We start from the raw sequence: 24,341 nt of genomic DNA, 5'->3' as shown, positions 1-24,341 counted from the left end.
AGATCCGTCACCCAGGCAAGAAAAAAGCGACCCGGACAGCTCGCGCCGCCTGGATCGCTTCGGGGTGTCGAAGCCTGACGAGATGGATGCTCAGCCTTGAGCAGCGGCCAGCACCGCATTCAACGTCTGGCTGGGACGCATCACCGCCGCCAGCTTCTCGAAGTCCGGCAGGTAATAGCCCCCGATGTCGACCGGTTTGCCCTGCACCGCCGCCAGCTCGGCAACGATGGTTTGCTCGTTGTCGGCCAGTTGCTGGGCCAGCGGCGCAAAACGGGCAGCCAGGGCCGCATCGTCGGTCTGGGCAGCCAGGGCCTGGGCCCAGTACATGGCCAGGTAGAACTGGCTGCCGCGGTTGTCGAGCTGACCCGTCTTGGGCGACGGGTTCTTGTTGTTCTCCAGCAGCTTGCCGGTGGCGGCATCCAGCGTCTTTGCGAGGATCTTGGCCGCGTTGTTGCCGGTCTTCAACCCCAGGTCTTCCAGCGACACGGCGAGCGCGAGGAACTCACCCAGCGAGTCCCAGCGCAGGTGGTTTTCTTCCACCAGTTGCTGCACGTGCTTGGGCGCCGAACCGCCAGCCCCGGTTTCGTACATGCCGCCACCGGCCATGAGCGGCACGATGGACAGCATCTTGGCCGAGGTGCCCAGTTCCATGATGGGGAACAGGTCGGTCAGGTAGTCGCGCAGGATGTTGCCGGTGGCGCTGATGGTGTCCAGACCACGGATCACGCGCTCCAGCGTGTAGCGCATCGCACGCACCTGGCTCATGATCTGGATCTCCAGACCGGCGGTGTTGTGTTCGTGCAGGTACATCTTGACCTTGGTGATCAGCTGGGCCTCGTGCGGGCGGTACTGGTCGAGCCAGAACACGACCGGCATGCCCGAATTGCGGGCGCGGTTCACGGCCAGCTTGACCCAGTCGCGGATGGCGGCGTCCTTGACCTGGCACATGCGCCAGATGTCGCCCTTCTCCACGTTCTGCGACAGCAGCACTTCGCCGGTGGCCAGATCGGTGATGTTGGCCACACCGTCTTCGGTGATCTCGAAGGTCTTGTCGTGCGAGCCGTATTCCTCGGCCTGCTGGGCCATCAGGCCGACGTTGGGTACCGTGCCCATGGTCTTGGGGTCGAAAGCGCCGTGCCATTTGCAGAAGTTGATCATCTCCTGGTAGATGCGGGCGAAGGTCGATTCCGGCATCACGGCCTTGACGTCCTTCAGGCGACCGTTGGCGTCCCACATCTTGCCGCCATTGCGGATCATGGCGGGCATGGAGGCATCCACGATCACGTCGTTGGGCGAATGGAAGTTGGTGATGCCCTTGGCCGAATCCACCATCGCCAACTCCGGGCGGTGTTCGTGACAGGCGTGCAGGTCGCGCTTGATCTCGTCCTGCTTGCTCTGCGGCAGGGAGGCGATCTTGCCGTACAGATCGGCCATGCCGTTGTTGACGTTCACGCCCAGCTCTTCAAACAGCTTGGCGTGCTTCTCGAAAGCTTCCTTGTAAAAGATCTTCACGCAGTGGCCGAACACGATGGGATGCGACACCTTCATCATGGTCGCCTTCACGTGCAGCGAGAACATGACGCCGGTCTTGCGGGCGTCTTCAATCTCTTTTTCGTAGAAAGCCTCCAGGGCCTTCTTGCTCATGAACATGCTGTCGATGACCTCGCGGTCCAGCAGCGACACCTTGGGCTTCAGGACGATCGTCTGGCCACTCTGGGTGATCAGTTCCATCTTGACGTCGCGGGCTTTGTCCAGGGTGATGGACTTTTCACCGTGGTAGAAGTCGCCATGGTGCATGTGCGAGACGTGCGAACGCGAGGCCTGGCTCCACTCGGCCATGCTGTGCGGGTTCTTGCGCGCGTATTCCTTCACAGCGCGCGGCGCGCGGCGGTCGGAGTTGCCTTCGCGCAGCACCGGGTTCACCGAGCTGCCGATGCAACGGGCGTAGCGGGCACGGATGGCTTTCTCTTCCTCGGTTTTCGGCGTTTCGGGGTAGTCGGGCAGCGCATAGCCCTTGGACTGCAGTTCCTTGATCGCGCTGACCAGCTGGCCGACGGAGGCGCTGATGTTGGGCAGTTTGATGATGTTGGCCTCGGGCTTCAGCGTCAGCTTGCCCAGTTCGGACAGGGTGTCGGGCACACGCTGCGCTTCGGTCAGGCATTCAGGAAACGTGGCCAGCACGCGAGCAGCCACCGAAATGTCGCTGGATTCGACGTTGATGCCTGCGGGTGCGGTGAAGGTGCGGATGATGGGCAAAAAGGCGCTGGTCGCCAGCAGCGGGGCTTCGTCGGTCAGCGTGTAGATGATGGTGGGCTGCTGGGTGCTCATGTATTTGCTCCGTAGATCGTTGTAGGAATCCCGCTGATCGGTTGGTGCCAACCGCAGAACCGCCGGATAGTCTGGGATTTTGCTTTCATCGCTCTGACCCAGACACCATTTTTTGAACTCCTATCTTGCAATATGAAAATTGCAGACAAAATTTCTGTCTTTTTTATGTCTGCGAGCCTGCCTCCGACTGTTCTTGCTCGGAACCATCGGCCCCAAGCACTCAACGGCCTGGGTGAAGCGCCACAAAACCGTGGACGCACCAACAAAAAAGGCCCGAAGGCATGGCCTTCGAGCCCTTGTGCGGCGATCAGGAAGACCGCTCAGGCAAAGTTGGCTTCGGCGAACGACCAGTTCACCAGCTTGTCGAGGAAGGTTTCGACGAACTTCGGACGCATGTTGCGGTAGTCGATGTAGTAGGCGTGCTCCCACACGTCGACGGTCAGCAGGGCTTTGTCGCCCGTGGTCAGCGGGGTGCCGGCAGCGCCCATATTGACGATGTCGACCGAACCGTCGGCCTTCTTCACCAGCCAGGTCCAGCCCGAGCCGAAGTTGCCCACGGCGCTCTTGACGAAGGCTTCCTTGAAGGCGGCGTAGCTGCCGAACTTGGCGTTGATGGCTGCGGCCAGCGCGCCGGACGGCTCGCCGCCGCCGTTGGGCTTCATGCAGTTCCAGAAGAAGGTGTGGTTCCAGATCTGGGCCGAGTTGTTGTAGATGCCACCGCTGGACTTCTTGATGATGGACTCCAGGTCCATCGCTTCGAACTCGGTGCCCTTTTGCAGGTTGTTCAGGTTGACCACGTAGGCGTTGTGGTGCTTGCCGTGGTGGAACTCCAGCGTTTCCTGGGAGTAGTGCGGCGCCAGGGCGTCGATCGCGTAGGGCAATGCGGGCAGGGTGTGTTCCATGGGGTTCCTCGTTCGGTTGGCGTTGTGAAAGGCGGGTGGCTGAAGGCGATCGCCGGCAGCCCGAAACCGCGCCATTGTAGGCAGGGACGCTATTGTTTGTGCGTTCAGGGTTTCTTGGCCCACCGCCTCATCTTCTCAGCGGTTGACCGTGAGTTCCAGCTCGCCATCGGCCAGGCGGGCCCGCACCGACTGGCCAGGCTGGGTCTGGCTGCACCGGGTGATGGCGAGACCCTGGGTGTCGGTGAGGTAGGTGTAACCCCGCTCCAGCACGAGCTGGGGGTCCAGATGCCCCAGGGCGCTCTCGCACCGCTGCAGGCGCTGGGCGTGCTGCGCCACCGCGCGCCGCAGCGCCTGGGGCATCAGGCTCTGTAGGCCCTGCAGGCGGCTGTCCGCGCGCTGGGCCGCCAGAAGCAGCGCGCCGCGGAGCCTGTGTTGCAGGCCGGTGAGCTGCTGGCGGCTGTCGTGCACACGAACGGAAGGCCGCCCCAGGCGCTGACCCAGCCGGTCCAGCCGTTGCGCGCGCTGGTCAATGCCGCCCAGAACCGCCTCGCTCAGCCGTTCCTTCAAATAGGCCAGCTCACCCAGCCGCACCTCGCGCGCAGGCGCGCAGAGCTCTGCGGCAGCCGTGGGCGTGGGCGCTCGCAGATCGGCCACAAAATCGGCCAGAGTGAAGTCGGTCTCGTGACCCACCCCGCAAACCACCGGCATCGGCGATTGCGCCACGGTACGCACCAGCGTCTCGTCGTTGAACGACCACAGGTCTTCCAGCGAGCCCCCACCCCGCACCAGCAGCAGCACCTCGCTCTCACCGGTGGCCGAATGGCGTCGGTAGGCGGACTGCAAGGCCGCACACAGCTCGGCCGGCGCCTGGGCGCCCTGCACCGCCGCGGGGTAGATCACCACCGGCACATGGGGCACCCGCCGGCGCAACGCCGTGACTACATCGCGCAAGGCGGCTGCGCCGAGCGAAGTCACCACGCCAATGCTGCGTGGCTGGGCAGGCAACGGGCGTTTGCGCGCCGGGTCGAACAGCCCTTCCCCTTCCAGTCGGGCTTTCAGGCGCAGGAACTGTTCGAACAAGGCCCCTTGGCCAGCCGGCTTGAGGCTGTCGACGATGAGCTGCAGATCACCGCGGGGGCCATAGACGTCGAGCTTGCCCAGCGCTTCGACCACCTGGCCATCGCGCGGGACAAAGTCCAGCTGGTCGGCCGAGCGCCGAAACAGGGCGCAGCGCACCTGGCCGGTATCGTCCTTGAGGGAAAAATAACAATGCCCGCTGGCTGCGCGGGAAAAACCCGAAATCTCGCCCCGGACGGTGACCGGGTTGAAACGCGCGGCCAGGGTGTCAGCAATCGCGCGCATGAGCGGGCCAACCGCCCACACACGCCGCGCCGATGGGGCTTCGGCATCCAGAAATGGCTCAGACACAGGGCTCTCCAGACCCAATCTGTCCACAAGCCGCAGAATTTCTGGGCATGTAGCCAGAAAGGCCCCATCGCACATGGGCTGAACGCCAAGCGCTTGATTTCAATGCGTTTTGCACTGCCTGTTTTCTCATCGAACTGTCGGGAGCCGCGACCACAGCGGGCTGGCGGGCGTTGGGATACCGGTTCTTCACAAAGTTATCCACAGAATCTGTGCATCGGGCCGGACAGGTAGACGGATCCTTGGTGGAGGTTTTCCGGCCGTTCACCACCGGATGGTGAGACATAATCTGGGAGATTGCACTCTGGCCGCCAAGCAGGCGGCTTTTGTCTGGAGCCCTGATTTGTTTTCCATCATACAAGCCGCTGGCTGGCCGATCTGGCCCCTGATCATCTGTTCCGTCCTGGGCATGGCCCTCGTCATCGAGCGGTTCATCAGCCTCAAAGCCGTCAAGATCGCCCCGCCGAAGCTGCTCGACGAAGCCATCATGGTGTCGCGCAACGGGGTGCCCGGTGCCGATGTGGTCAACCAGCTGGAGCAAAACTCGGCACTCGGCGAAGTGCTCGCCAGCGGTTTCCGCGTGCTCAACAGCAACCCCCGGGTCAGCGAAGACGATCTGCGCTCCAGCCTCGAGGGTGCCGGTCGCCAGACCGCCGCCAAACTGCAGCGCTACCTGGGTGCCCTGGCCACCATCGCATCGGCTGCACCCTTGCTGGGTCTGCTGGGCACGGTCATTGGCATGATCGAAATCTTCGGCTCGCAAGCCGGCGATGGCGGCATGGGCACGGTCCCGGGCGGGGGCAATCCCAGCCAGCTGGCACATGGCATCTCGATCGCGCTGTACAACACCGCCTTTGGCCTCATGGTGGCCATCCCGGCCCTGATCTTCTGGCGCTACTTCCGCGCCCGGGTCGATGACTACCTGTTGACCATGGAGATCGCTTCCGAGCGCTTCGCCCGCCACCTGCTGACACTGCGCAAATGACGCTTCACACCCCCGTTCGCGCCCACCCCGCCGCGCGGCCTGCCCGGGAGACTGCATGAACTTCCGGCCCGGCTCCCGCGACGAACCCGAGATCAACCTGATCCCGTTCATCGACATCCTGCTGGTGGTGCTGATCTTCCTGATGCTCACCACGACCTACAGCAAATTCACGCAGCTCCAGGTCAACCTGCCGGTGGCCGACGCCCAAGCGCAGCGCACCGAACCCAAAGAAGTGATCGTTTCCGTCAGCAGCGACGGTCGCTATGCGATCAACAAGGACGTGCTCGAAGGCTCGGGGGTGGAGATGCTCACCCGCGCACTCACCCAGGCATCGCAGGACAGCCGCGAGGTGGTCATCGTCATCAGCGCGGACGCCGCCGCAACCCACCAGTCGGTCATCAACGTGATGGACGCCGCCCGCCGTGCCGGCCTGGTGCAGATCACCTTCGCAACCCAGCAGTCCGGCTCCCAGCGCGCGCGCGGCAAGTCCTGACCGTGCCCGCTGCCCAGCCACAGCGCCTTGACCAAGGGCAGGCCCGCTGGCAAGGCATCTGGCGGACCCGCGGTCCGCTGGCCCATCTGCTCTGGCCCGTTTCGGTCCTGTACGGAGCCTTGACCGGTCTGCGGCGATGGCTGTATGCGGCCGGGGTTTTGAAAATCACCCGGCTGCCGGTGCCGGTCGTCGTGGTGGGCAACGTGGTGGTGGGTGGCGCCGGCAAGACGCCGACCGTGCTGGCCCTGCTGCAACATCTGCAACAACGTGGCTGGCATCCGGGCGTGGTGTCGCGCGGACATGGTCGGCGGGGTACCGCCGCACTGGAGGTGCTACCCGACACACTGGCCACCGACAGCGGCGACGAGCCCGCCCTGATCCGGCGCAGCGGTGGCGTGCCGGTGTTTGTGGCGGCGCGCCGGGCCGAGGCCGCCCAGGCCCTGCTGGCCGCGCATCCCGGGGTGGACCTGATCCTCTGCGACGATGGCCTGCAACACCTGGCGCTGGGCCGCGATCTGTCGGTGGCGGTGTTCGACGACCGCGCCACCGGCAACGGCTGGTTGCTGCCTGCGGGCCTCTTGCGTGAGCCTTGGCCGCCGGGCACAGGCAACCCTTTTCGACCCGATCTGGTTCTGAACCAGCGCAGCGAATCCGCCCCCGTGGTCGCGATGAGCACCCAGCTTGAGCGGCCGTCCGATCTGCCTGTTTTTGAAGCCACGCGGCGCCTGGCCGATCACGCCGTCGGACCCCAAGGACAACGCCGGCCCCTGCGCGAGTTCCAGGGTCAAGCCGTCACGGCGCTGGCCGGCATCGCACGCCCTTTGGTTTTTTTCGACATGCTGCGCGCCCGCGGGCTCACCCTGACCAAGACCCTGGCGCTGCCCGATCACGCGGAGCAAGCGACCTATGCCGCCTTGCTGCAGGGCTGCAAGGGGCCGATCCTGTGTACCGAAAAGGACGCGGTCAAGCTGTTCGCAGACTGCCCTGAGCCGTTCGCAGGCGCTGACCCGCAGGTCTGGGCGGTCCCGCTGGAGCTGCGTGCCGATGCGGCCTTCTTTGAGGCGCTGGATCATCGCCTCGCTTGGATCAGGCGCACCCACTGACAAGCGGCCGACTATCATTCCCGCATGGACACCAAATTGCTTGAACTGCTGGTCTGCCCAGTCACCAAAGGCCCCCTGATCTTTGACCGGGATAAACAGGAACTGATCTCCCGCAGTGCGCGGCTGGCCTACCCGGTGCGCGACGGCATCCCGATCCTGCTGGAGCACGAAGCCCGCCCGATCACGGAAGAGGAAGCGGCCCGCCCGCCCAAGCCGTCGCCAGCCCCATGAACCCGAGCGGGGCCCCGGGTCCGTTCACCGTGCTGATTCCGGCACGGCTCGCGTCGAGCCGCCTGCCCGACAAGCCGCTGGCCGACATCGGCGGTCTGCCGATGGTGGTGCGCGTGGCGCAACGTGCGCAGCGCAGCCAGGCCAGCCGGTGTGTGGTCGCGGCGGACGACGCGCGCATCGTCGCGGCCTGCGAAGCACACGGCATCACCGCCGTGCTCACTCGCACCGACCACGCTTCCGGCAGCGATCGCCTGGCCGAAGCCTGCGAACAACTGGGCCTGACAGACGACGCCGTGGTGGTCAATGTGCAGGGGGATGAGCCGCTGATGGACCCGGCGCTGATCAACGCCGTGGCGCTGGATCTCCAGCGCCGAACCGATTGCGTGATGAGCACCGCGGCGCACGCCATCGACCAGATGGCCGATTTCCTCAACCCGAACGTGGTCAAGGTGGTGCTAGACCGGGCACAGACCGCGCTGTACTTCAGCCGGGCGCCCATTGCGTGGTGGCGTGATGGCATGGCCGATGCATCGGACCGGAACACCCTGCCGTCGCCCGCGCCTTTGCGCCACATCGGCATCTACGCCTACCGCTCGGGATTTCTGCGCCACTTTCCGACGCTGGAGCCCTCTCCCCTGGAACTGACCGAATCGCTGGAGCAGTTGCGTGTGCTGTGGCATGGCGAACGCATCGCGGTCCATGTGAGCGCGCAGGCTCCCGGGCCGGGGGTCGATACCCCCGACGATCTGGCGCGGGTGCGCGCGCTCTTGGCCCTCGGCTGACGGGCTGCTTTCAGCGCCTTTTGGCCTGCCCACGCTGTAAGCCAGAGCCCGGTTAGCGCATGCTATCCTCGACCGGTCGCCCCCGGTCCCCGGGCCGGAAGGGCAGCCGCCAGAGACAAGCGGCCTCTCCATTTGAAACTCTGAAAAAAGGACAGCGATGAGATTGATTCTGTTGGGCGCTCCCGGCGCTGGCAAAGGCACCCAAGCCACGTTCATCTGCCAGAAATACAGCATCCCCCAAATTTCAACCGGTGACATGCTGCGCGCCGCCGTGAAGGCGGGCACCCCATTGGGCATGCAAGCCAAGGCCGTGATGGAATCCGGCGGCTTGGTCAGCGACGATCTCATCATCAACCTGGTCAAGGAACGCATCGCCCAGCCGGACTGCGCCAACGGTTTCCTGTTCGATGGTTTTCCCCGCACCATCCCCCAGGCCGACGCCATGAAGGCCGCCGGCGTGAAGCTCGACTACGTGCTCGAAATCGACGTGCCGTTCGAAGCCATCATCGAACGCATGAGCGGCCGCCGCTCGCACCCGGCGTCGGGCCGCACCTACCACGTCAAGTTCAACCCGCCCAAGGTGGACGGCCAAGACGACGTGACCGGCGAGCCGCTGATCCAGCGCGAAGACGACAAGGAAGAAACGGTCAAGAAGCGCCTGGAGGTGTACAGCGCCCAGACCCGTCCGCTGGTGGACTACTACGGCAGCTGGGCCAAAGCCGACGCCGCTGCCGCACCGAAGTACCGCGCCATCAGCGGCATGGGCTCGGTGGACGACATCACCGCGCGCGCCTTTGAGGCCCTCTCGAAATAATTGCGCACCGCGATCCACAGGAACCCGGCCACGTGCCGGGTTTTTTTGTGCCCGGTCGCGTCAGGCGGGACCCGATCACAAGCCGTACGCCTTGCCATCCAGAAAGATGTATTCAGCCCGCAGGACTGCGGCCCCTTGCTCGTCCTTGAACGTGAACCCGACCATCGAGAGTGCAGCCCTGTTCCTGATTTCAGGCATCTGCCACTGGCCCAGGCGAAACAGCGGTGCCAGTTCGATCTCCCAGCGCCGATCGCGCCGCGTGGGCAACACCGTCTTCGCCAGCAGCGCAGGCCCGTCCACACCGGCGGACTGCGCGGGCAAGGCGCGTTGCGCCAGGTCGGCGGGCAGCGTCAGCTTCTCGGACAGTTGCAGCACCAGTTCGGCGTGGGGGTTGCGCCATTTCACCTCCACCACCCGACCTTCCAGGTAAATGGGACGGTTCTGGTCAAAACTGCTCCAGCCATGGGGCGCCCACGCGGCAGAGCCAAGACCCGAAAACCCAGCACGGTACTGGTCTGGAGAAAGCGTCGTCGACGCACCACGGTCTTCTTCACGTGTGGCCAATCCAGCGCCCACAATTCAAGACCAGCAGCCAGATCACAGTGGATGCCCCCATGAGCGCACGCGCGGTGCCATCGAGCCGCCGCAGCGAACCCCGGACATCGAACCAGGCGGCGTTACAGGTTGCCAACAACAGCATCTTGGCTGCAAACACCCGGTTGGCCAACAGTTCCCCGGCCTGTGTCGAGAACGTCAACAGGCCCGACGCCGCCGCCGGCGCAAAACCCGACCCGACCCCACCAACACCAGGCTCAGGCGAGCCAGCGGCGTCACTGGCAAGGCCGCGCCCCAGCCGAACACGCGCAGTTCCAGCAAGATGGGGTTGCCCAGCAACAGCGCGATGCCCAGGATGTGCGCCACCTCCAGCATGGGATAGGCCCAGGGATGGGCGCCCAGGCTCAGCCCTCCAGCAACTCCAGCGCCAGCGCAATGCGCGCCTTGACCGGCGTGAGACTGTAGGCATCCACCAACAACTGCCCCGGATGCGTCAACAAAGGCCCATGCACACACCGGCTGGTTCGAACCACGCGCACGCCCTTGGCCTGTGCTTTCAGCAAGGCCGCCTCCAGCGCATGGTGCACCGTGCCGTTGCCGGTACCGGCCACCACGATGCCGCGCACGGCAGGGCCCTGCGCCGCGTCGCCACCGGACAGGAGTGCATGCACCAGCGTGCCATCGGCGTCAGCATGGCTGGTCAGCACCACCACGGGCGGCAAAGCCTGAACCGACTGGATGCGCAGCAACGCAACTGCGTCCCAGCCCCCCGCGTCAGAGGCCAATGGCCAGGGGCGGAACTGCCGAACCCGGCCTTCTTCCACGCTACCCAGCGGGCCGGCATCTCCCGAGTCGAACGCATCCACCCGGTACGTGTGCACCTTGCTCACGTCGGCCGCGCTGTGGATCTGCCCTGCGCACACCACCACGACGCCTTGCGCCCCGGGATGGCTGGCCACAGCCAGCGCGTCAACCAGATTCTGTGGGCCGTCCGGCACCAGCGCAGTGGCCGGACGCATTGCGCAGGTCAACACCACCGGCTTGGCAGGTCGCAGCACGGTTTGCAGGAAGAACGCGGTCTCCTCGATGGTGTCGGTACCGTGAGTGATCACCACCGCGTCCACCTCGGGCCGGCTGAGATGAAAGGTCAGCCGGGTGGCCAGCTGCTGCCAGAGTGCAAAGCCCATGTCCTTGCTGTCCACCTGAGCCACTTGCTCCACTTCCAGGGGCAATCCCGCCATGGACGGAATCGATGCCAGCAGGTCCTCAACGCTGACCTGACCCGCCACGTACCCGACACCATCCCCGCACCGGGTTGCCCGGCCGGCGATGGTGCCGCCCGTGCCCAAAATGACGTGACGTTGGATTTCCATTGCATCTGCCACTTGCCAAGTCTCCAAAACTGGTTAAAAATACAGGCACTGGATAAGAAGACAGCTTGTTGTTCTGACCAGTCCCGGTGGCGAGCCTCACCCGAGTGAGCTTCTCCCCACATCTTCACGAGGTCCCCATGATCGAGTCGCCGCTTTACCCGCCCAAGCTCACCGCCCGCCAGCAGCAGATCCTGGAACTGATCCAGAGCGCCATTGCCCGCACCGGTTCGCCACCGACGCGGGCAGAAATTGCCCATGAGCTGGGTTTCAAGTCCGCCAACGCAGCCGAGGAGCATCTGCAAGCCCTGGCACGCAAAGGCGCCATCGAACTGGTGAGCGGCACCTCGCGCGGCATCCGCCTGCGCAACGAAGACCTGCAATCCATCAACGAATCGCGGGGGCGCCAGCTTACACTGCCGCTGCCCAGTCTGTCGCAGCTGATGCTGCCCCTGATCGGGCGTGTGGCCGCTGGCTCGCCCATCCTGGCCCAGGAACACGTGGACCAGACATACCACGTCGAGCGCAGCCTGTTCCAGCGCACACCCGACTACCTGCTCAAGGTGCGCGGCATGTCCATGCGCGACGTCGGCATCATGGACGGGGACCTGCTCGCCGTGCAGTCGACCAAGGAAGCCAAGAACGGCCAGATCGTGGTGGCCCGCCTGGGCGAGGACGTGACCGTCAAGCGTTTCATGCGCCGCCAGCACCGGATCGAACTGCACGCCGAAAACCCGGACTACAAGACCATCGTTGTCGAGCCGGGTGAGCCCTTTGAAATCGAGGGCCTTGCCGTGGGACTCATCCGCAACAGCTTCCAGCTCTGACCCATCGGGTCTGCGTCGCCTCAGCAGGTGGCGGGCGTTTGGTTTGGTGCGTGATCCACACGCGTCAGGCACATCCCTGCGCTGGCGACTTCATTCGCAATCCTGCCTGTGTTCAACCCCTTTTTTGGAGTTTCGCATGGGAATCCGCTTCAACACCAACACTTGGCGTGCGCCGCTGCTGCTCATCGACAGCTGGTTGCCTCCCTCCTTTGAACGGGCAGGCACCGCTCGCACGTTTCCGAAAATCCTGCAACGCTTCGTGCGTGCCGGCTGGCTGGGGCACCCGCCAAAGTGCACTGTGGATAGCAACAAGGTCACTGTCACCGGCCATGCCGTCGTTCGAGCCCGCCATGTGCGGGTGCTGAGAACCGCGGACACTTCTGGCGGCCCACGCTCCGACGGGCGGCTGGTGATCTCTGGTCGCATCAACGATGTCTGCGCGGAGCTCGAGCGGCTGGCGGCCCTGGAGCTCCAGTCGAGCCACCCGCAACTGCGCGCCTGACCCTGCGCGATTGCGCAGCACGGCGGGTTCAAGCCCGTCGTGACAAAAGATCACGATGTTCCTGCGGGCACAATAGGGACCATGAATATCGTGATCCTTGACGACTACCAGGATGTGGTCAGAAAACTGCCATGCGCCAACAAGCTGGCACCCTATCCCGCCAAGGTTTTCACCAACACAGTCAAGGGCGTGGGCCAGCTTTCGGTCCGGCTGCGCGATACCGATGTGCTGGTTCTGATCCGCGAGCGCACCCAGATCACGCGGCAGCTGGTTGAAAAGCTGCCGCGCCTCAAGCTGATCGTGCAGACGGGCCGCGTCGGACCCCACATCGACGTCAATGCCTGCACCGAGCGCGGTATCGCTGTGGCTGAAGGTGTCAGTTCACCGATCGCCGCCGCCGAACTGACCTGGGCGCTGATCATGTCGTCCATGCGCCGAATTCCGCAATACGTGGCCAGCCTCAAACACGGTGCCTGGCAACAATCCGGGCTGAAGGCGGCATCGATGCCAGCCAACTTTGGGCTGGGCATGGTGCTGAGTGGCAAAGTACTGGGCGTCTGGAGCTACGGCCGAATCGGCAAGCTCGTCGCCGCCTATGGCCGAGCCTTCGGGATGCGCGTGATCGTCTGGGGCAGCGAGCCCACCCAGGCACAGGCCGCAGCCGATGGCTACGAGCTGGCCACCAGCCGTGAGGCTCTGTTCGAGATGTCGGATGTGCTGAGCCTGCATTTGCGACTCGGAGAACAAAGCGCCGGCTGTGTCACGCTGGAAGATCTCTCCCGCATGAAGCCCACATCGCTGCTGGTCAACACATCGCGCGCAGAGATTCTGGAGTCTGATGCCTTGCTGGCAGCGCTCAACCGGGGCCGGCCCGGTATGGCCGCCATCGACGTGTTTGAGTCCGAACCCATCCTGCAGGGGCACGCCCTCCTGCGGCTGGAGAACTGCATTTGCACCCCCCACATCGGCTACGTGGAACTCGACAACTACGAGATCCTGTTTTCATCAGCCTTCGACAACGTGGTCAACTTCATCAAGGGCACGCCCACCCACATCCTGAACCCGGGCGCGCTGCAGGTTCGCCGCTGAAACGATCAATCATCAGGCCAACAAAAAAGCGCCCGGAAATTCTTCCGGGCGCTTTTTTGTTGGCGGTCTGGCTGGCTGCTCAGCGGCCCTTCTTGGATTGTGGGTTGTCCTCATCTCCGTCGGGCGGCATGAAATCCAGCACCTCAAAATCGATCAGGTTGCCCTCTTCCTGAACCGAAGCGTTCGGTTGCGGCGCCGGTTTGGCCGTTGGCTCCACCGGCACAGTGACCTCTGGCAACGAGGCTTCGAACTCGGAAATCTCGGAAAGCGCGTCCAGATCGACATCCAGTCCCAGGCGCGGGGAAGCGGGGGGAATGTCATCCAGCGGCTGCGTGACGCGCGCCTCCTCCGATGCCGCAGCCACGGCCGCAGAGAACCCTTTGTTGCCCGCCGCCTTCAGTGGTTTGATCGCCGTGTGCTGGAAGTCGACCTGTGATGCGCTGTCGACCATGTCACGCTTGATCATGTCCTTGGCAATGGCGTGCAGCAACAGCAGTTCCCGATAAGCCTCCAGGTCAAAAACCTCGCCGTCAACTTCGTTCGCCTCGCGAAAGATCGACTGTTCAATGACGTCGAGCACACGGGGCTGCGGCCAGAGGGCCTGAATGCGGCTGAAAGCCGTTTCATAGGCCTCCAGCCCTTGGCTATCGTCCGAATACTGGTCAAAGGGTGGTGCACCAGCGTTGAAGAGGTGGTTGAACTCTACGCGCAGGGCATCGTACTCGGCACGGCGGTTCAGCTGGTGGTACAGCTTGAACAGGTCGAGGTAAGCCAGCGCGCTGGGCTCGTGGCTTTCTATCAGATGATCCTTGAGCACCCCAATGGCCTTGTCGGCTTCCCCGAGTGAAACGAAAAAGTCGGCCTGCTGCTGGACATCGAACAGCTCCTCGGTCGCCACCGACCGCGATACGCCGATCTGGCTGGCCGGGTATTCACGACGGTCGCTGTCGGCCATGGCAGGCAGGCTGTTGACGTCGATGCCGGAGTCGTGCAGGGAGCGGTATCCGTCAAACGAGGACTCGCGCTCGAGATTCAAATCAATGTCCAGCCCCGATGGATCGGCCCGTTCAGCGCTGCCGGCTTTCGCCACCGCGGCGCTTTTCCCCGACTTTTCAGCGCCCGCCCACCAAGCCGCGTTTGCCGGCACATCGTCCTGGCGCCCACGACGACGGCGGGCGAACAGGAAGGCGAACAACAACAGCAACAGCAGCGCGCCCAACAGATAGGCCAGCCAGATCATGTAGCGGGCTTTTTCGAGTTGCGCCTCCATCGCCTGCAAGGCCACCTTGTTGCGGGCCTCCTGCTCGCGCAAGCCCTTGGACTCTGCCTCCAACACCGAGAGCTTCTGGGCATCGCGCAGGATCTCTTCGGGTGAGGCGTTGATGGCCTTCCAGAGCAACCCGGCCGCGGCACGCGTTTCTTCTGACGTGGTGGGCTCGCTCAACAGCGACAGCGAGAGCTTGAGCACCGGATCGCGCTCGATGCTCAAATTCAAATCGACCGGGTCAAGCTGTAGCCGGGGAACCGCTGCCTGAGGCGCCGCGACGGCGGGCTTGCGCACCACGCTGGGCGGTCGGGACCGGGACGCAGCAGCCCCGGGCAAAGGCGCGGCACCGGCCGCTTGCGGTCCCGCAACGGACGCGTTCTCGGCCCCCCTGCCGCCGGCACTTGCTACTGGGCTCCCGGACGGGGCGCCCTCACCGCTTCGGGGTACAGCCGGCAAGGACGAGATCGTGGCTCTTGCGGATCCTCCCGACTCGGCCGATGCCGGGACAGCACCGACGGCCGGCTCACTCAGGGGGTCGGCCAGCAACACATAACGACGAGAAAACGGCATGGTGCAGCCGGCACGAACCAGCACCGTCACGATGGGCTCGTTCACCGGTTGCGTCGTCTGAATGCGCACCGAGGTTTCCGCGTCCGGTGCACTCCGCTGCGTGCTTGTTCGAACCGAAGCGGGCGACACCAAGGCATCTCCGAAGAACACCTCGGCCTGGATACACAAGGTCGACGCGTCCTCATCCGGCCCCACAAGCGCCTGCACCCGAACGTCAAGACCGCGACCAATCACGGCTGCACCACTGTGGCGGCCCAAGGTCACAGCCTGACTGCTCAGGACAGTTGATAGCAAAATAGAGCCAACCAGTATTTGGCGCACGTCAGAATCCCTTCTTTCCTAGGTCGGAACATTTTGTCATAGCTTATCTCCGCCCCTCTATAAATAATACTTTCATATGCAGCCAATTTTTCCAACCATCGGCATCGTGGGCACCGGCGCCATGGGGCGCGGCATCGCCCAGATGGCGGTCCAGGCCGGCAGCCAGGTTCTGCTTTTCGACCTCCTGCCCGGGGCCGCCGAGGCGGCGCGTGCCGCACTGGTGGACACCTGGCAAAAACTGGTGGCCAAAAACAAGCTCTCCCCCGATGTGCAAGCGGCGTACCTGGCACGCGTCTCGCTGGCCGGCGCGGTATCGGATCTGGCACCGTGTGCACTGGTGGTTGAGGCCATTGTGGAAAAACTCGATGTGAAGCAACGGTTGTTCGCAGAACTGGAGGCGGTTGTCTCGCCACAAGCCGTGCTGGCCACCAACACATCGTCGTTGTCGGTCACCGCGATCGGGGCAGCTCTGCAGCGCCCCACCCAACTCGCCGGTTTTCATTTTTTCAATCCTGTGCCTCTGATGCGGGTGGTCGAAGTGATCGCCGGACTGAAAACCAGTCCTGTTGTGTGCCAGCAACTGATGGACTATGCGCGTCAGTTCGGCCACACCCCGGTATCGGCACAGGACACCCCCGGCTTTATCGTGAACCATGCCGGACGGGGTTATGGCACCGAAGCACTGCGCGTGGTTGGCGAGCGCGTGGCCGATTTCGCCACCATCGACCGCATCCTCAAGGACCAGATGGGCTTCAAGCTCGGGCCGTTCGAGTTGATGGACCTGACCGCGCTGGATGTGTCGCATCCAGTCATGGAGTCGATCTACCGCCAGTACTACGAGGAACCGCGCTACCGTCCCAGCGTGATCACCGCGCAGCGCCTGGCCGGTGGCGTGGTGGGCAAAAAAGTGGGGGAGGGTTTCTACGCCTATGACAAGGGTGTGGCACAGGTGCCGGTCGAGCCGCCCGTCCCCAGCGTGGCCGCGATGCCACCGGTCTGGGTGTCGCCCAAGGCGGCGCGTCGCCCCGAGATCTACCAGTTGCTGAAGAACCTGGGCGCCAGCATCGAGACCGGTGCAGCACCCTCTTCTGCCGCGCTGATCCTCGTCGCCCCGCTGGGACTGGATGTCACCACGCTCGCTGCGGTAGAGCGCCTTGACCCTAGCCGCACCGTCGGCATCGACATGATGCTGGACGACGCGACCACCAAGCGGCGCGTGCTCGCCACCAACCCGGCCACACGCCCCGACATGCGCGATGCCGCCCACATTCTGTTCGCCAGCGACGGCAAGGCCGTGAGCGTGGTGCGCGACAGCGGCGGCTTCGTGACACAGCGTGTGGTGGCCACCATTGTGAACATCGCGGCCGACATGTGCCAGCAAGGTATCTGCACGCCGAAAGATCTTGAAGTCGCTGTCACGCTCGGGCTGGGCTATCCCATGGGGCCGCTGGCGATGGGCGACCGCATTGGCCCGACCAATGTGCTGGAGATCCTGTTCAACATGCAGACCGTGTACGGCGACCCGCGTTACCGCCCTTCGCCCTGGCTGCGCCGCCGGGGGGCGCTGGGGCTCAGCCTGTTGCATGAGGAGGCCTGAGCATGACCGCCAGCCTCAAAAGCCACAGCCATGGCCAGACCATGGTGCTGACCATCAGCAACCCCGACCACCGCAACGCATTGGGCCCGGACATCTACGCCGCTGGCGTGGAGGCCCTCGGCGTGGCAGAAAACAACCCGGAAGTGCGCAGCGTGGTCATCACCGGCGAAGGCAGCCATTTCTGTGCCGGCGGCAACCTGCAGCGCTTGCTGACCAACCGGCAACTGCCCCCTGAGGTACAGGCACAAAGCATTGAAGGCCTGCACAACTGGATCGAGAGCATTCGCGTGTTTCCAAAGCCGGTGCTCGCCGCGGTGGAAGGATCGTGCGCGGGCGCGGGCTTCTCGCTCGCCCTGGCCTGCGACCTGATCGTGGCCGCGCACAACAGCGTGTTCGTCATGGCCTACAGCAACGTGGGTCTGTCGCCTGACGGTGGCGCCACCTGGAGCCTCATGCGTGCCCTGCCTCGCGCCACCGCGCTGCAGCTCCTGATGGGCGGCGAGCGCATCGATGCCACACGTCTGCACACCATGGGCGTGATCACGCAAGTGAGTGCCCCAGGCGAGGCACTGGCCGCTGCGCTGGCCGCGGCAGATCGACTCAACAGCCGTGCGCCCAACGCGCTCGCCAGCATCAAGGAACTGGCCAACGATGCGCTGACGGGCTCGTTGCACGCACAGCTGAGCGCCGAGCGCGACCACTTCGTGCGCAACCTGCACCACGCCAACGCGGGCGAAGGCATCGCAGCCTTTCTCGAAAAGCGGCCCGCGAACTACCGCTGATCCGTGGGCCCTGGCCAGCTGTACCCAGAGTCGTACAGCTATAGGACGCCTGCGGGACAGGTGTCACGCAAACCCTGATGCGAGCGCAGGGTCCCAGTGGCGACAATGCCAGTCAATTCAGTCACTCATAAGACAGCCGATGGACGAACCGATTCTGACAATGGAAGAACGCGAGGCGATCAACAGTGGTCGCTGGTTCAGCAGCCTTTCACCTTCCCTGCGTCACGACATACTCCGATGCGCCTACGTCAAGCGATTCAAGGACGGCGACCTCATCGTCGCGCGTGGCGATCCACCGTCCGAATGGACGGCGGTCGCCAAGGGTGCGGTGCGTGTGAGTTCGACCTCGCTCTCGGGCAAGCAGATCACGCTGACCTATGTGGAGCCGGGCGTGTGGTTTGGCGATGTGGCCATGTTCGACGGCGACCAGCGCACGCACGATGCCTATGCCCACGGACCGACCACGCTGCTCTGCGTGGCCCGCAACGATTTCCAGAAGATCCTCAGCGTGCATGTGGAGTTGTACGAAGCGCTGATGCGGCTGCAGGCGCGGCGCATCCGCACGCTGTTCGGTCTGGTGGAAGACCTCAACACCCTGCCCTTGCGTGCCCGGCTGGCCAAACAGTTGCTGCACCTGGTGCGCAGCTACGGCGTGCCCTGCCTGTCGGACGGCAACGAGATGCGCATCGGCCTGCAACTGGCGCAGGAAGAACTGGCCCAACTGTTGGGCGCTTCGCGCCAGCGCGTCAACCAGGAACTCAAGTCGATGGAGCGCGAGGAAGCGATCCGCATCGAACAAGGTGGCCTGGTGGTGCGCAACCGCGACATGCTGATGCGCATCGCCGAAGCCGAAACCTGAACCAGCGGGTTCAGTTGAAGGGCGTACCGCGCCCCACCGCGCAGGGTCGCGCCATACCCCAACGAGTGAGACCCCTCGCATGAGCGATACCCAGAACTTCACCGGCACCCGCCCGGTGTCCGAACAGCACGCTTTCGACGTGCCTGCCCTGCAGGATTGGCTCGCGACCCACGTCGACGGCTTCACCGGTCCGCTCACGGTGGAGATGTTCAAGGGCGGCCAGTCCAACCCGACCTACAAGCTGATCACGCCGAAGCGTGCGTACGTCATGCGCGCCAAACCCGGCCCGGTGGCGAAGCTGCTGCCCTCGGCCCACGCGATCGAGCGTGAGTTCCGCGTCATGAGCGCGCTGCACGGCAGCGGCGTGCCGGTGGCGCAGATGCACGCGCTGTGCGAAGACGAATCGGTGATCGGTCGCGCTTTCTACGTGATGGAGTGCGTCGAAGGCCGGGTGATGTGGGACCAGTCCCTGCCCGGCATGAGCCGCGATCAGCGAGGCGCCATCTACAACGAGATGAACCGCGTCATGGCCGCGTTGCACACGGTGGATCCGATGGCCATCGGCCTGGAAGGCTACGGCAAGCCCGGCAACTACTTCGAGCGTCAGATCGGCCGCTGGAGCAAACAGTACGTGGCCTCCATCACCCAGCCGATCCCCGAAATGGACCGGCTCATGGCCTGGCTGCCACAGAACATCCCCGCCATGGCGCGCGACGAATCCATGGTGTCGGTGGTGCACGGTGACTACCGGCTCGACAACCTGATGTTCCACCCCAGCGAGCCGCGCGTGCTGGCCGTGCTGGACTGGGAGCTCTCCACCCTGGGCCATCCGCTGGCCGACTTCAGCTACCACTGCATGGCCTGGCACATCCCACCCGGCGCGTTCCGCGGCATCGGTGGGCTGGATGTGCAGGCCCTGGGCATCCCCACCGAAGACGACTACATCGCGCTCTACTGCGAGCGCACCGGTTTTGCCACGCCAGCACAACTCAAGACCGACTGGAACTTCTACCTCGCCTACAACCTGTTCCGCCTCGCGGCCATCCTGCAGGGCATCGCCAAGCGCGTGGAGACCGGCACCGCCTCCAGCGCACAGGCCGTTTCATCCGCAGCCGGTGCCCGTCCGCTGGCCGAGATGGCCTGGCGCTTTGCGCAGCAGGCCTGACAACGGCGTTCCCCGACCCCATTCAACCCACCAGATTCGCCCGCACCCAAGGATCACCCCATGAATTTCGATTACACCGACAAAGTCAAAGACATGCGCGAACGCCTGCTGGCGTTCATGGACGAGCACATTTACCCGAACGAGGGCCGCTTCTTCGCCGAGATCGCCGCCAACCGCGCCAAGGGCAACGCCTGGATTCCGACCACGATCATTGAAGAGCTCAAGCCCAAGGCCCGCGCTGCAGGTCTGTGGAATCTGTTCCTGCCGAGCAGCCCGCGTGCGCCCGAGGGCCTGACCAACCTGGAATACGCGCCCTTGTGCGAGATCATGGGCCGTGTCCCGTTCGCCGCCGAAGTGTTCAACTGCTCGGCGCCCGACACCGGCAACATGGAAACACTGGAACGCTACGCCAGCGAAGCGCTGAAGGACCAATGGCTCGAACCCCTGCTCAAGGGCGAGTTCCGCTCCGCCTTCCTGATGACCGAGCCGATGGTGGCCTCATCGGACGCCACCAACATCCAATGCAGCATCGTGCGCGACGGTGACGAGTACGTGATCAACGGGCTGAAGTGGTGGTCGTCCGGCGCGGGCGACCCGCGCTGCGCGGTTTACATCGTCATGGGCAAGACCAACCCCGATGCACCGCGCCACTCGCAGCAATCCATGATCGTGGTGCCGTCCGACGCACCTGGCATCACCGTGGTGCGCCCCTTGTCCGTGTTTGGCTACGACGACGCGCCGCACGGTCACATGGAAGTGCGCCTCAAGGACGTGCGCGTCCCGGTGGGCAACCTGCTGCTGGGCGAAGGCCGCGGCTTCGAAATCGCGCAAGGTCGCCTTGGCCCGGGCCGCATCCACCACTGCATGCGCTCCATCGGCGCTGCCGAACGCGCGCTCGAACTCATGTGCAAAAGGCTCAACAACCGCGTGGCGTTTGGCAAGCCGGTGTCGGCCCAGTCGGTCTGGCACGAGCGCATTGCCGATGCGCGTTGCCGCATCGAAATGGCCCGCCTGCTCACGCTCAAGGCCGCCTACATGATGGACACTGTGGGCAACAAGGTGGCCAAGGCCGAGATCGCGATGATCAAGGTGGTGGCGCCCAACATGGCCTGCGACATCATCGACATGGCCATCCAGGCCCATGGCGGCGGTGGCGTGAGCGACGATTTCCCCCTCGCCTACAGCTACGCCAACCAGCGCACGCTGCGCCTGGCCGATGGCCCGGACGAGGTGCACCGCCAGTCGATCGCCAAGCTGGAGCTGGCCAAACACATGGTCGTCAAGACCGACGTGGAGATGCCCGTCACGCGCGGCTGCTGAACGCTCGCGCCAACACCTCAGCGTGCAAACAGGCGCAGCGCGCGGGCGCTGAGGTGTTCAAAAACGTCCAGCGCGTAGAGTGCGGTGGTGTTGTCACCCGGCTGGTCCAGCTGCATGCGCAGATAGGCTTTGCCCCGGGTCAGCCAGAAAAGACGCGGCGTGTCCGCATGCAGCTGGTCTGGCGTGTCTCGCAGCAAGGCGATGCTCTCCTCGTCCAGCCACTGGCGCGCCGCCTCCGGTGCATCGGTCAGCACCGCATGCTGTGCCCAGAAATCTGCCGGCGGGCCGGGCCAGCCTGCGTCGCGGTAGGCAGACATCCAGCCGACTTCCTCAGGCAGCGGTTTGTCGGTGGTCTGCAGGGCGTCGGTGACTTCCGCGTACACCGTATGGGCCAGCGCTTCGAGCGAACGTTTGAGCGCACGGTTCATCACGATGACATGCACATCGGGCCGCAACCCCAGTTCCACCCGGGCCATCAGTTCCATCCCGCGGATGTACGACCGGGAGGACGCCGCGCAACCCGCCCGGAACGGACGATCCAGCACGCGCCCCTCCAGCACGCACCCGCCTCCGCCCAAGGCCCGGTAGGCCAGCATGCGTTCGGTGGCCCATTGGGCCAACGCTTCGTCGGCTTCCACCCTGGTCGAACCGACACCCAAGGCATTCTTCAGACGATCAAACATGGTGCAGCGAACTCCCGTAAAGTGCAGAAATTGCCAGTTTCACTCCAAAAGAAAGCACCTGAAATGATCGATGTCTATTCATGGCCCACACCCAACGGTCACAAGGTCCACATCATGCTGGAGGAATGCGGGCTCCGTCTGGGTCGCGACTGGCGTGTCCACCCCGTCAATATCGGGCAGGGCGACCAGTTTCAGCCCGAGTTCCTGAAAATCAGCCCCAACAACAAGATCCCCGCCCTGGTGGACCCCGTGGGCCCTGATGGCAAACCCATCAGCCTGTTCGAATCGGGCGCCATCCTGCTGTACCTGGCGGCCAAGACCGGCAAGCTGCTCCCGCGAACAGACCGGCAGAAGTTTGAAGTGCTGCAGTGGCTGATGTTCCAGATGGGTGGCGTGGGTCCCATGCTCGGGCAGGCGCACCACTTCCGCATCTACGCGCCCGAGAAGATCGACTACGCCGTGGACCGTTACACCAACGAGGCCAGGCGTCTGTATGGCGTGATGGACAAACAGCTGAGCGGCCGAAAGTTCATCGCTGGCAACCAGTACACCGTGGCCGACATCGCCATCTTCCCCTGGCTGCGCAGCTGGCAGAACCAGGGCATCGACTGGGCCGACTATCCCCGGCTCAAGGACTGGTTTGACCGCATCGCTGCGCGGCCCGCCGTCCAGCGCGGTGTCGCCGTGCTGGCCGATGCCCGCAAACCCCTCACCGACGACCGCTCGCGCGAGGCGCTGTTTGGAAAAGATCAGTACAAAAAACGCTGAATCCGGGCCGCATCGACCGGGGCACCTCATTTCACAGGTTATACTTGACAGCTTAGTCGGAGCGTAGCGCAGCCTGGTAGCGCATCTGCTTTGGGAGCAGAGGGTCGCGAGTTCGAATCCCGCCGCTCCGACCATTCATCGAAGAACAAAAAGGCCCACTCTGTGGGCCTTTTTTGTATCAGCAGACCGGCACCATCTGCCCGTAGCTCAACCGGATAGAGCAGCTGCCTTCTAAGCAGCAGGTCGGGGGTTCGAGTCCCTCCGGGCAGGCCAGACCCCTACACAATCTTGCAGCAGAAGGCATTTGTCTTCATGCAAAAAAGCACAAGCCACCCTTGGGTGGCTTGTGCTTTTTTTGACCAGCCAGCCCCGGAGAAGGGACTGACTGGTATCAAGAGACCTTTCGCCGGATCAGCGGATCACGGCCAGGGTGGTGCGAGCACCCGCCTTGTAGGTCATCAGCGTCAGGGCACCGTTCTTGATGTCGCCCTTTTCGTCAAAAGCGATGTTGCCGGTCACGCCCTTGTAGGTGGTGGCCTTCAGCGCAGGCAGGTACTTGGCCGGATCAGACGAGTTGGCGGTGACCATGGCGTTGGCCATCACCTTCACAGCGTCGTACACGTAGGGGGCATACACCTGCACGTCGGAACCGAACTTGGTCTTGAAGTCGGCGCGGAATTTGTCCATGCCTTCCTTCTGCTCACCCTCGACGCCACCGGCTTCCGCGCAGTAGACCTGGTCGTCGGCCATGCCGTCACCGGCCAGCTTAGGCAGCTCGCTGGAGCAGATGCCGTCGCCGCCCATGAACTTGGCGTTGATGCCCAGCTGCTTCATCTGCTTGAGCATCGGGCCGGCCACGGCGTCCATGCCACCGAAGAACACGACGTCGGGCTTCTTGGCCTTCAGCGTGGTCAGGATGGCGTTGAAGTCGGTCGCCTTGTCGTTGGTGAACTCACGTCCGACAACGGTACCGCCGGCAGCGGCCACGCCTTTTTCGAACTCGTCGGCCACGCCCTGGCCATAAGCGGTGCGGTCGTCGATCACGGCCACGTTCTTGGCCTTGAGGGTTTCCACAGCGTACTTGCCGAGCGTGCCACCGAGGTGCACGTCATCAGCCACCATGCGGAACACGCCTGCGTAGCCCTGACGGGTGTACTTGGGGTTGGTGGCCGAGGGGGAGATCTGGGGAATGCCGGCGTCGTTGTAGATCTGCGAAGCGGGAATGGTGGTACCGGAGTTCAGGTGACCGATCACGCCAGAAACCTTGGCGTCAACCAGCTTCTGGGCAGCGGCCGTACCCTGCTTTGGATCGGCTGCGTCGTCTTCAGCCAGCAACTCGAACTTGGCCGGCGCGCCATTGATGGTCAACCCTGCTGCGTTGAGCTCTTCGATGGCCATCTTGGCGCCGTTTTCGTTGTCCTTGCCGAGGTGAGCAATGGCACCACTGGTAGGACCAACGTGACCGATCTTGATGACCTGGGCTTCAGCAGCTGCAGGGGCAGCGGCTGGAGCGGCTGCAGGTGCTGCCTCTTCTTTTTTGCCGCAAGCGGCCAGGGCGACAGCCGCAGCGATGACGGCCAGTTTCATGTTCAGTTGCATAGTT

General features: G+C 64.1%; 25 protein-coding genes and 2 tRNA genes. 17 read left to right on the top strand and 10 right to left on the bottom strand.

What is annotated here, in order from left to right; all coding sequences use genetic code 11:
• Positions 1 to 90: 90 nt before the first annotated feature.
• The 3 genes from ACN5W5_RS04560 to xseA form a co-directional block, all read right to left on the bottom strand.
• Positions 91 to 2,328 carry an NADP-dependent isocitrate dehydrogenase gene (locus ACN5W5_RS04560; protein WP_420047359.1) on the bottom strand — a complete coding sequence of 746 codons (2,238 nt, stop codon included), beginning with the start codon at positions 2,326 to 2,328 and terminating at the stop codon, positions 91 to 93.
• A 320-nt stretch (positions 2,329 to 2,648) separates the two neighbouring features.
• Positions 2,649 to 3,230: a superoxide dismutase gene (locus tag ACN5W5_RS04555; RefSeq protein WP_177134370.1), complete on the bottom strand. Its 582-nt coding sequence runs from the start codon at positions 3,228 to 3,230 to the stop codon at positions 2,649 to 2,651.
• A 135-nt stretch (positions 3,231 to 3,365) separates the two neighbouring features.
• Positions 3,366 to 4,592 carry an exodeoxyribonuclease VII large subunit gene (xseA, locus tag ACN5W5_RS04550; protein ID WP_420047437.1) on the bottom strand — a complete coding sequence of 409 codons (1,227 nt, stop codon included), beginning with the start codon at positions 4,590 to 4,592 and terminating at the stop codon, positions 3,366 to 3,368.
• 406 nt (positions 4,593 to 4,998) lie between these two features.
• Between xseA and ACN5W5_RS04545 the strand changes: the two genes are divergently transcribed.
• The 6 genes from ACN5W5_RS04545 (at position 4,999) to adk (ending at position 9,063) form a co-directional block, all read left to right on the top strand.
• Positions 4,999 to 5,640 carry a MotA/TolQ/ExbB proton channel family protein gene (locus ACN5W5_RS04545; RefSeq protein WP_420047358.1) on the top strand — a complete coding sequence of 214 codons (642 nt, stop codon included), beginning with the start codon at positions 4,999 to 5,001 and terminating at the stop codon, positions 5,638 to 5,640.
• Between the two features lie 55 nt (positions 5,641 to 5,695).
• Positions 5,696 to 6,133, top strand: a complete 438-nt coding sequence (locus ACN5W5_RS04540) for an ExbD/TolR family protein (protein WP_177134374.1) — start codon at positions 5,696 to 5,698, stop codon at positions 6,131 to 6,133.
• 2 nt (positions 6,134 to 6,135) lie between these two features.
• Positions 6,136 to 7,236: a tetraacyldisaccharide 4'-kinase gene (lpxK, locus tag ACN5W5_RS04535; protein WP_420047357.1), complete on the top strand. Its 1,101-nt coding sequence runs from the start codon at positions 6,136 to 6,138 to the stop codon at positions 7,234 to 7,236.
• Between the two features lie 24 nt (positions 7,237 to 7,260).
• A complete protein-coding gene (locus tag ACN5W5_RS04530; protein ID WP_420047356.1) occupies positions 7,261 to 7,467 on the top strand; it encodes a Trm112 family protein in 207 nt (68 codons plus the stop codon).
• Positions 7,464 to 8,249, top strand: a complete 786-nt coding sequence (gene kdsB, locus ACN5W5_RS04525; protein WP_420047355.1) for a 3-deoxy-manno-octulosonate cytidylyltransferase — start codon at positions 7,464 to 7,466, stop codon at positions 8,247 to 8,249. Before ACN5W5_RS04530 ends, kdsB begins: the two co-directional genes overlap by 4 nt.
• A 157-nt stretch (positions 8,250 to 8,406) precedes the next feature.
• The gene (gene adk, locus ACN5W5_RS04520; protein WP_420047354.1) at positions 8,407 to 9,063 is read left to right on the top strand and encodes an adenylate kinase; all 657 of its coding nucleotides are present in this window, start codon (positions 8,407 to 8,409) and stop codon (positions 9,061 to 9,063) included.
• A gap of 75 nt (positions 9,064 to 9,138) precedes the next feature.
• On the opposite strand, the gene ACN5W5_RS04515 is transcribed toward adk, so the two are convergent.
• The 4 genes from ACN5W5_RS04515 to ACN5W5_RS04500 are packed head-to-tail and all read right to left on the bottom strand — an operon-like array spanning position 9,139 to position 10,991.
• Positions 9,139 to 9,639 (bottom strand): DUF6152 family protein, encoded by a 501-nt coding sequence (locus tag ACN5W5_RS04515; protein WP_420047353.1) that lies wholly within the window; start codon positions 9,637 to 9,639, stop codon positions 9,139 to 9,141.
• Positions 9,614 to 9,820 (bottom strand): hypothetical protein, encoded by a 207-nt coding sequence (locus tag ACN5W5_RS04510; RefSeq protein ID WP_420047438.1) that lies wholly within the window; start codon positions 9,818 to 9,820, stop codon positions 9,614 to 9,616. The genes ACN5W5_RS04515 and ACN5W5_RS04510 overlap by 26 nt, the downstream gene beginning before the upstream one ends.
• Positions 9,817 to 9,993 (bottom strand): hypothetical protein, encoded by a 177-nt coding sequence (locus tag ACN5W5_RS04505; protein ID WP_420047352.1) that lies wholly within the window; start codon positions 9,991 to 9,993, stop codon positions 9,817 to 9,819. The genes ACN5W5_RS04510 and ACN5W5_RS04505 overlap by 4 nt, the downstream gene beginning before the upstream one ends.
• Positions 9,994 to 10,022: 29 nt before the next feature.
• Complete coding sequence (locus tag ACN5W5_RS04500; RefSeq protein ID WP_420047351.1) at positions 10,023 to 10,991, bottom strand: asparaginase; 969 nt, start codon at positions 10,989 to 10,991, stop codon at positions 10,023 to 10,025.
• 137 nt (positions 10,992 to 11,128) lie between these two features.
• Between ACN5W5_RS04500 and lexA the strand changes: the two genes are divergently transcribed.
• The 3 genes from lexA (at position 11,129) to ACN5W5_RS04485 (ending at position 13,406) form a co-directional block, all read left to right on the top strand.
• Positions 11,129 to 11,815: a transcriptional repressor LexA gene (gene lexA, locus ACN5W5_RS04495; protein WP_420047350.1), complete on the top strand. Its 687-nt coding sequence runs from the start codon at positions 11,129 to 11,131 to the stop codon at positions 11,813 to 11,815.
• A gap of 136 nt (positions 11,816 to 11,951) precedes the next feature.
• Positions 11,952 to 12,317 (top strand): hypothetical protein, encoded by a 366-nt coding sequence (locus ACN5W5_RS04490; protein WP_420047349.1) that lies wholly within the window; start codon positions 11,952 to 11,954, stop codon positions 12,315 to 12,317.
• Positions 12,318 to 12,398: 81 nt separating this feature from the next.
• Positions 12,399 to 13,406 (top strand): D-2-hydroxyacid dehydrogenase family protein, encoded by a 1,008-nt coding sequence (locus tag ACN5W5_RS04485; protein ID WP_420047348.1) that lies wholly within the window; start codon positions 12,399 to 12,401, stop codon positions 13,404 to 13,406.
• Between the two features lie 79 nt (positions 13,407 to 13,485).
• On the opposite strand, the gene ACN5W5_RS04480 is transcribed toward ACN5W5_RS04485, so the two are convergent.
• On the bottom strand, positions 13,486 to 15,564 hold the full coding sequence (locus ACN5W5_RS04480) for a FimV family protein (protein WP_420047347.1): 2,079 nt from the start codon (positions 15,562 to 15,564) through the stop codon (positions 13,486 to 13,488).
• A gap of 76 nt (positions 15,565 to 15,640) precedes the next feature.
• Here ACN5W5_RS04480 and ACN5W5_RS04475 point away from each other — a divergent pair, with 76 nt between their 5' ends.
• The 5 genes from ACN5W5_RS04475 to ACN5W5_RS04455 all read left to right on the top strand — a co-directional run bounded on the left by ACN5W5_RS04475 (position 15,641) and on the right by ACN5W5_RS04455 (position 21,287).
• Positions 15,641 to 17,161, top strand: a complete 1,521-nt coding sequence (locus ACN5W5_RS04475) for a 3-hydroxyacyl-CoA dehydrogenase (RefSeq protein ID WP_420047346.1) — start codon at positions 15,641 to 15,643, stop codon at positions 17,159 to 17,161.
• Positions 17,162 to 17,163: 2 nt separating this feature from the next.
• The gene (locus ACN5W5_RS04470) at positions 17,164 to 17,943 is read left to right on the top strand and encodes an oxepin-CoA hydrolase, alternative type (protein ID WP_420047345.1); all 780 of its coding nucleotides are present in this window, start codon (positions 17,164 to 17,166) and stop codon (positions 17,941 to 17,943) included.
• Positions 17,944 to 18,082: 139 nt separating this feature from the next.
• Positions 18,083 to 18,802, top strand: coding sequence for a Crp/Fnr family transcriptional regulator (locus ACN5W5_RS04465; protein WP_177134404.1), 720 nt, complete (start codon positions 18,083 to 18,085; stop codon positions 18,800 to 18,802).
• Positions 18,803 to 18,881: 79 nt separating this feature from the next.
• Positions 18,882 to 19,967, top strand: a complete 1,086-nt coding sequence (locus ACN5W5_RS04460; protein WP_420047344.1) for a phosphotransferase family protein — start codon at positions 18,882 to 18,884, stop codon at positions 19,965 to 19,967.
• 60 nt (positions 19,968 to 20,027) lie between these two features.
• Positions 20,028 to 21,287 (top strand): acyl-CoA dehydrogenase family protein, encoded by a 1,260-nt coding sequence (locus ACN5W5_RS04455; protein ID WP_420047343.1) that lies wholly within the window; start codon positions 20,028 to 20,030, stop codon positions 21,285 to 21,287.
• A 17-nt stretch (positions 21,288 to 21,304) separates the two neighbouring features.
• Here ACN5W5_RS04455 and ACN5W5_RS04450 read toward each other — a convergent pair whose 3' ends face one another.
• The gene (locus ACN5W5_RS04450) at positions 21,305 to 21,970 is read right to left on the bottom strand and encodes a hypothetical protein (protein ID WP_420047342.1); all 666 of its coding nucleotides are present in this window, start codon (positions 21,968 to 21,970) and stop codon (positions 21,305 to 21,307) included.
• A gap of 63 nt (positions 21,971 to 22,033) precedes the next feature.
• Here ACN5W5_RS04450 and ACN5W5_RS04445 point away from each other — a divergent pair, with 63 nt between their 5' ends.
• From ACN5W5_RS04445 to ACN5W5_RS04435, 3 genes are all read left to right on the top strand, one after another.
• Positions 22,034 to 22,738: a glutathione S-transferase family protein gene (locus ACN5W5_RS04445; protein ID WP_420047341.1), complete on the top strand. Its 705-nt coding sequence runs from the start codon at positions 22,034 to 22,036 to the stop codon at positions 22,736 to 22,738.
• Positions 22,739 to 22,795: 57 nt separating this feature from the next.
• Positions 22,796 to 22,872, top strand: a tRNA-Pro gene (locus ACN5W5_RS04440).
• A 62-nt stretch (positions 22,873 to 22,934) separates the two neighbouring features.
• Positions 22,935 to 23,011 (top strand) — tRNA-Arg (locus tag ACN5W5_RS04435).
• A 138-nt stretch (positions 23,012 to 23,149) separates the two neighbouring features.
• Here ACN5W5_RS04435 and ACN5W5_RS04430 read toward each other — a convergent pair.
• Positions 23,150 to 24,337 (bottom strand): branched-chain amino acid ABC transporter substrate-binding protein, encoded by a 1,188-nt coding sequence (locus tag ACN5W5_RS04430; protein ID WP_420047340.1) that lies wholly within the window; start codon positions 24,335 to 24,337, stop codon positions 23,150 to 23,152.
• Between the last annotated feature and the right edge of the window lie 4 nt (positions 24,338 to 24,341).

The sequence above is a fragment of the Hydrogenophaga sp. ZJX-1 genome, assembly GCF_048590325.1.
GTDB lineage: Bacteria > Pseudomonadota > Gammaproteobacteria > Burkholderiales > Burkholderiaceae_C > Hydrogenophaga.
This window is presented reverse-complemented; position numbering and strand designations above follow the sequence as displayed.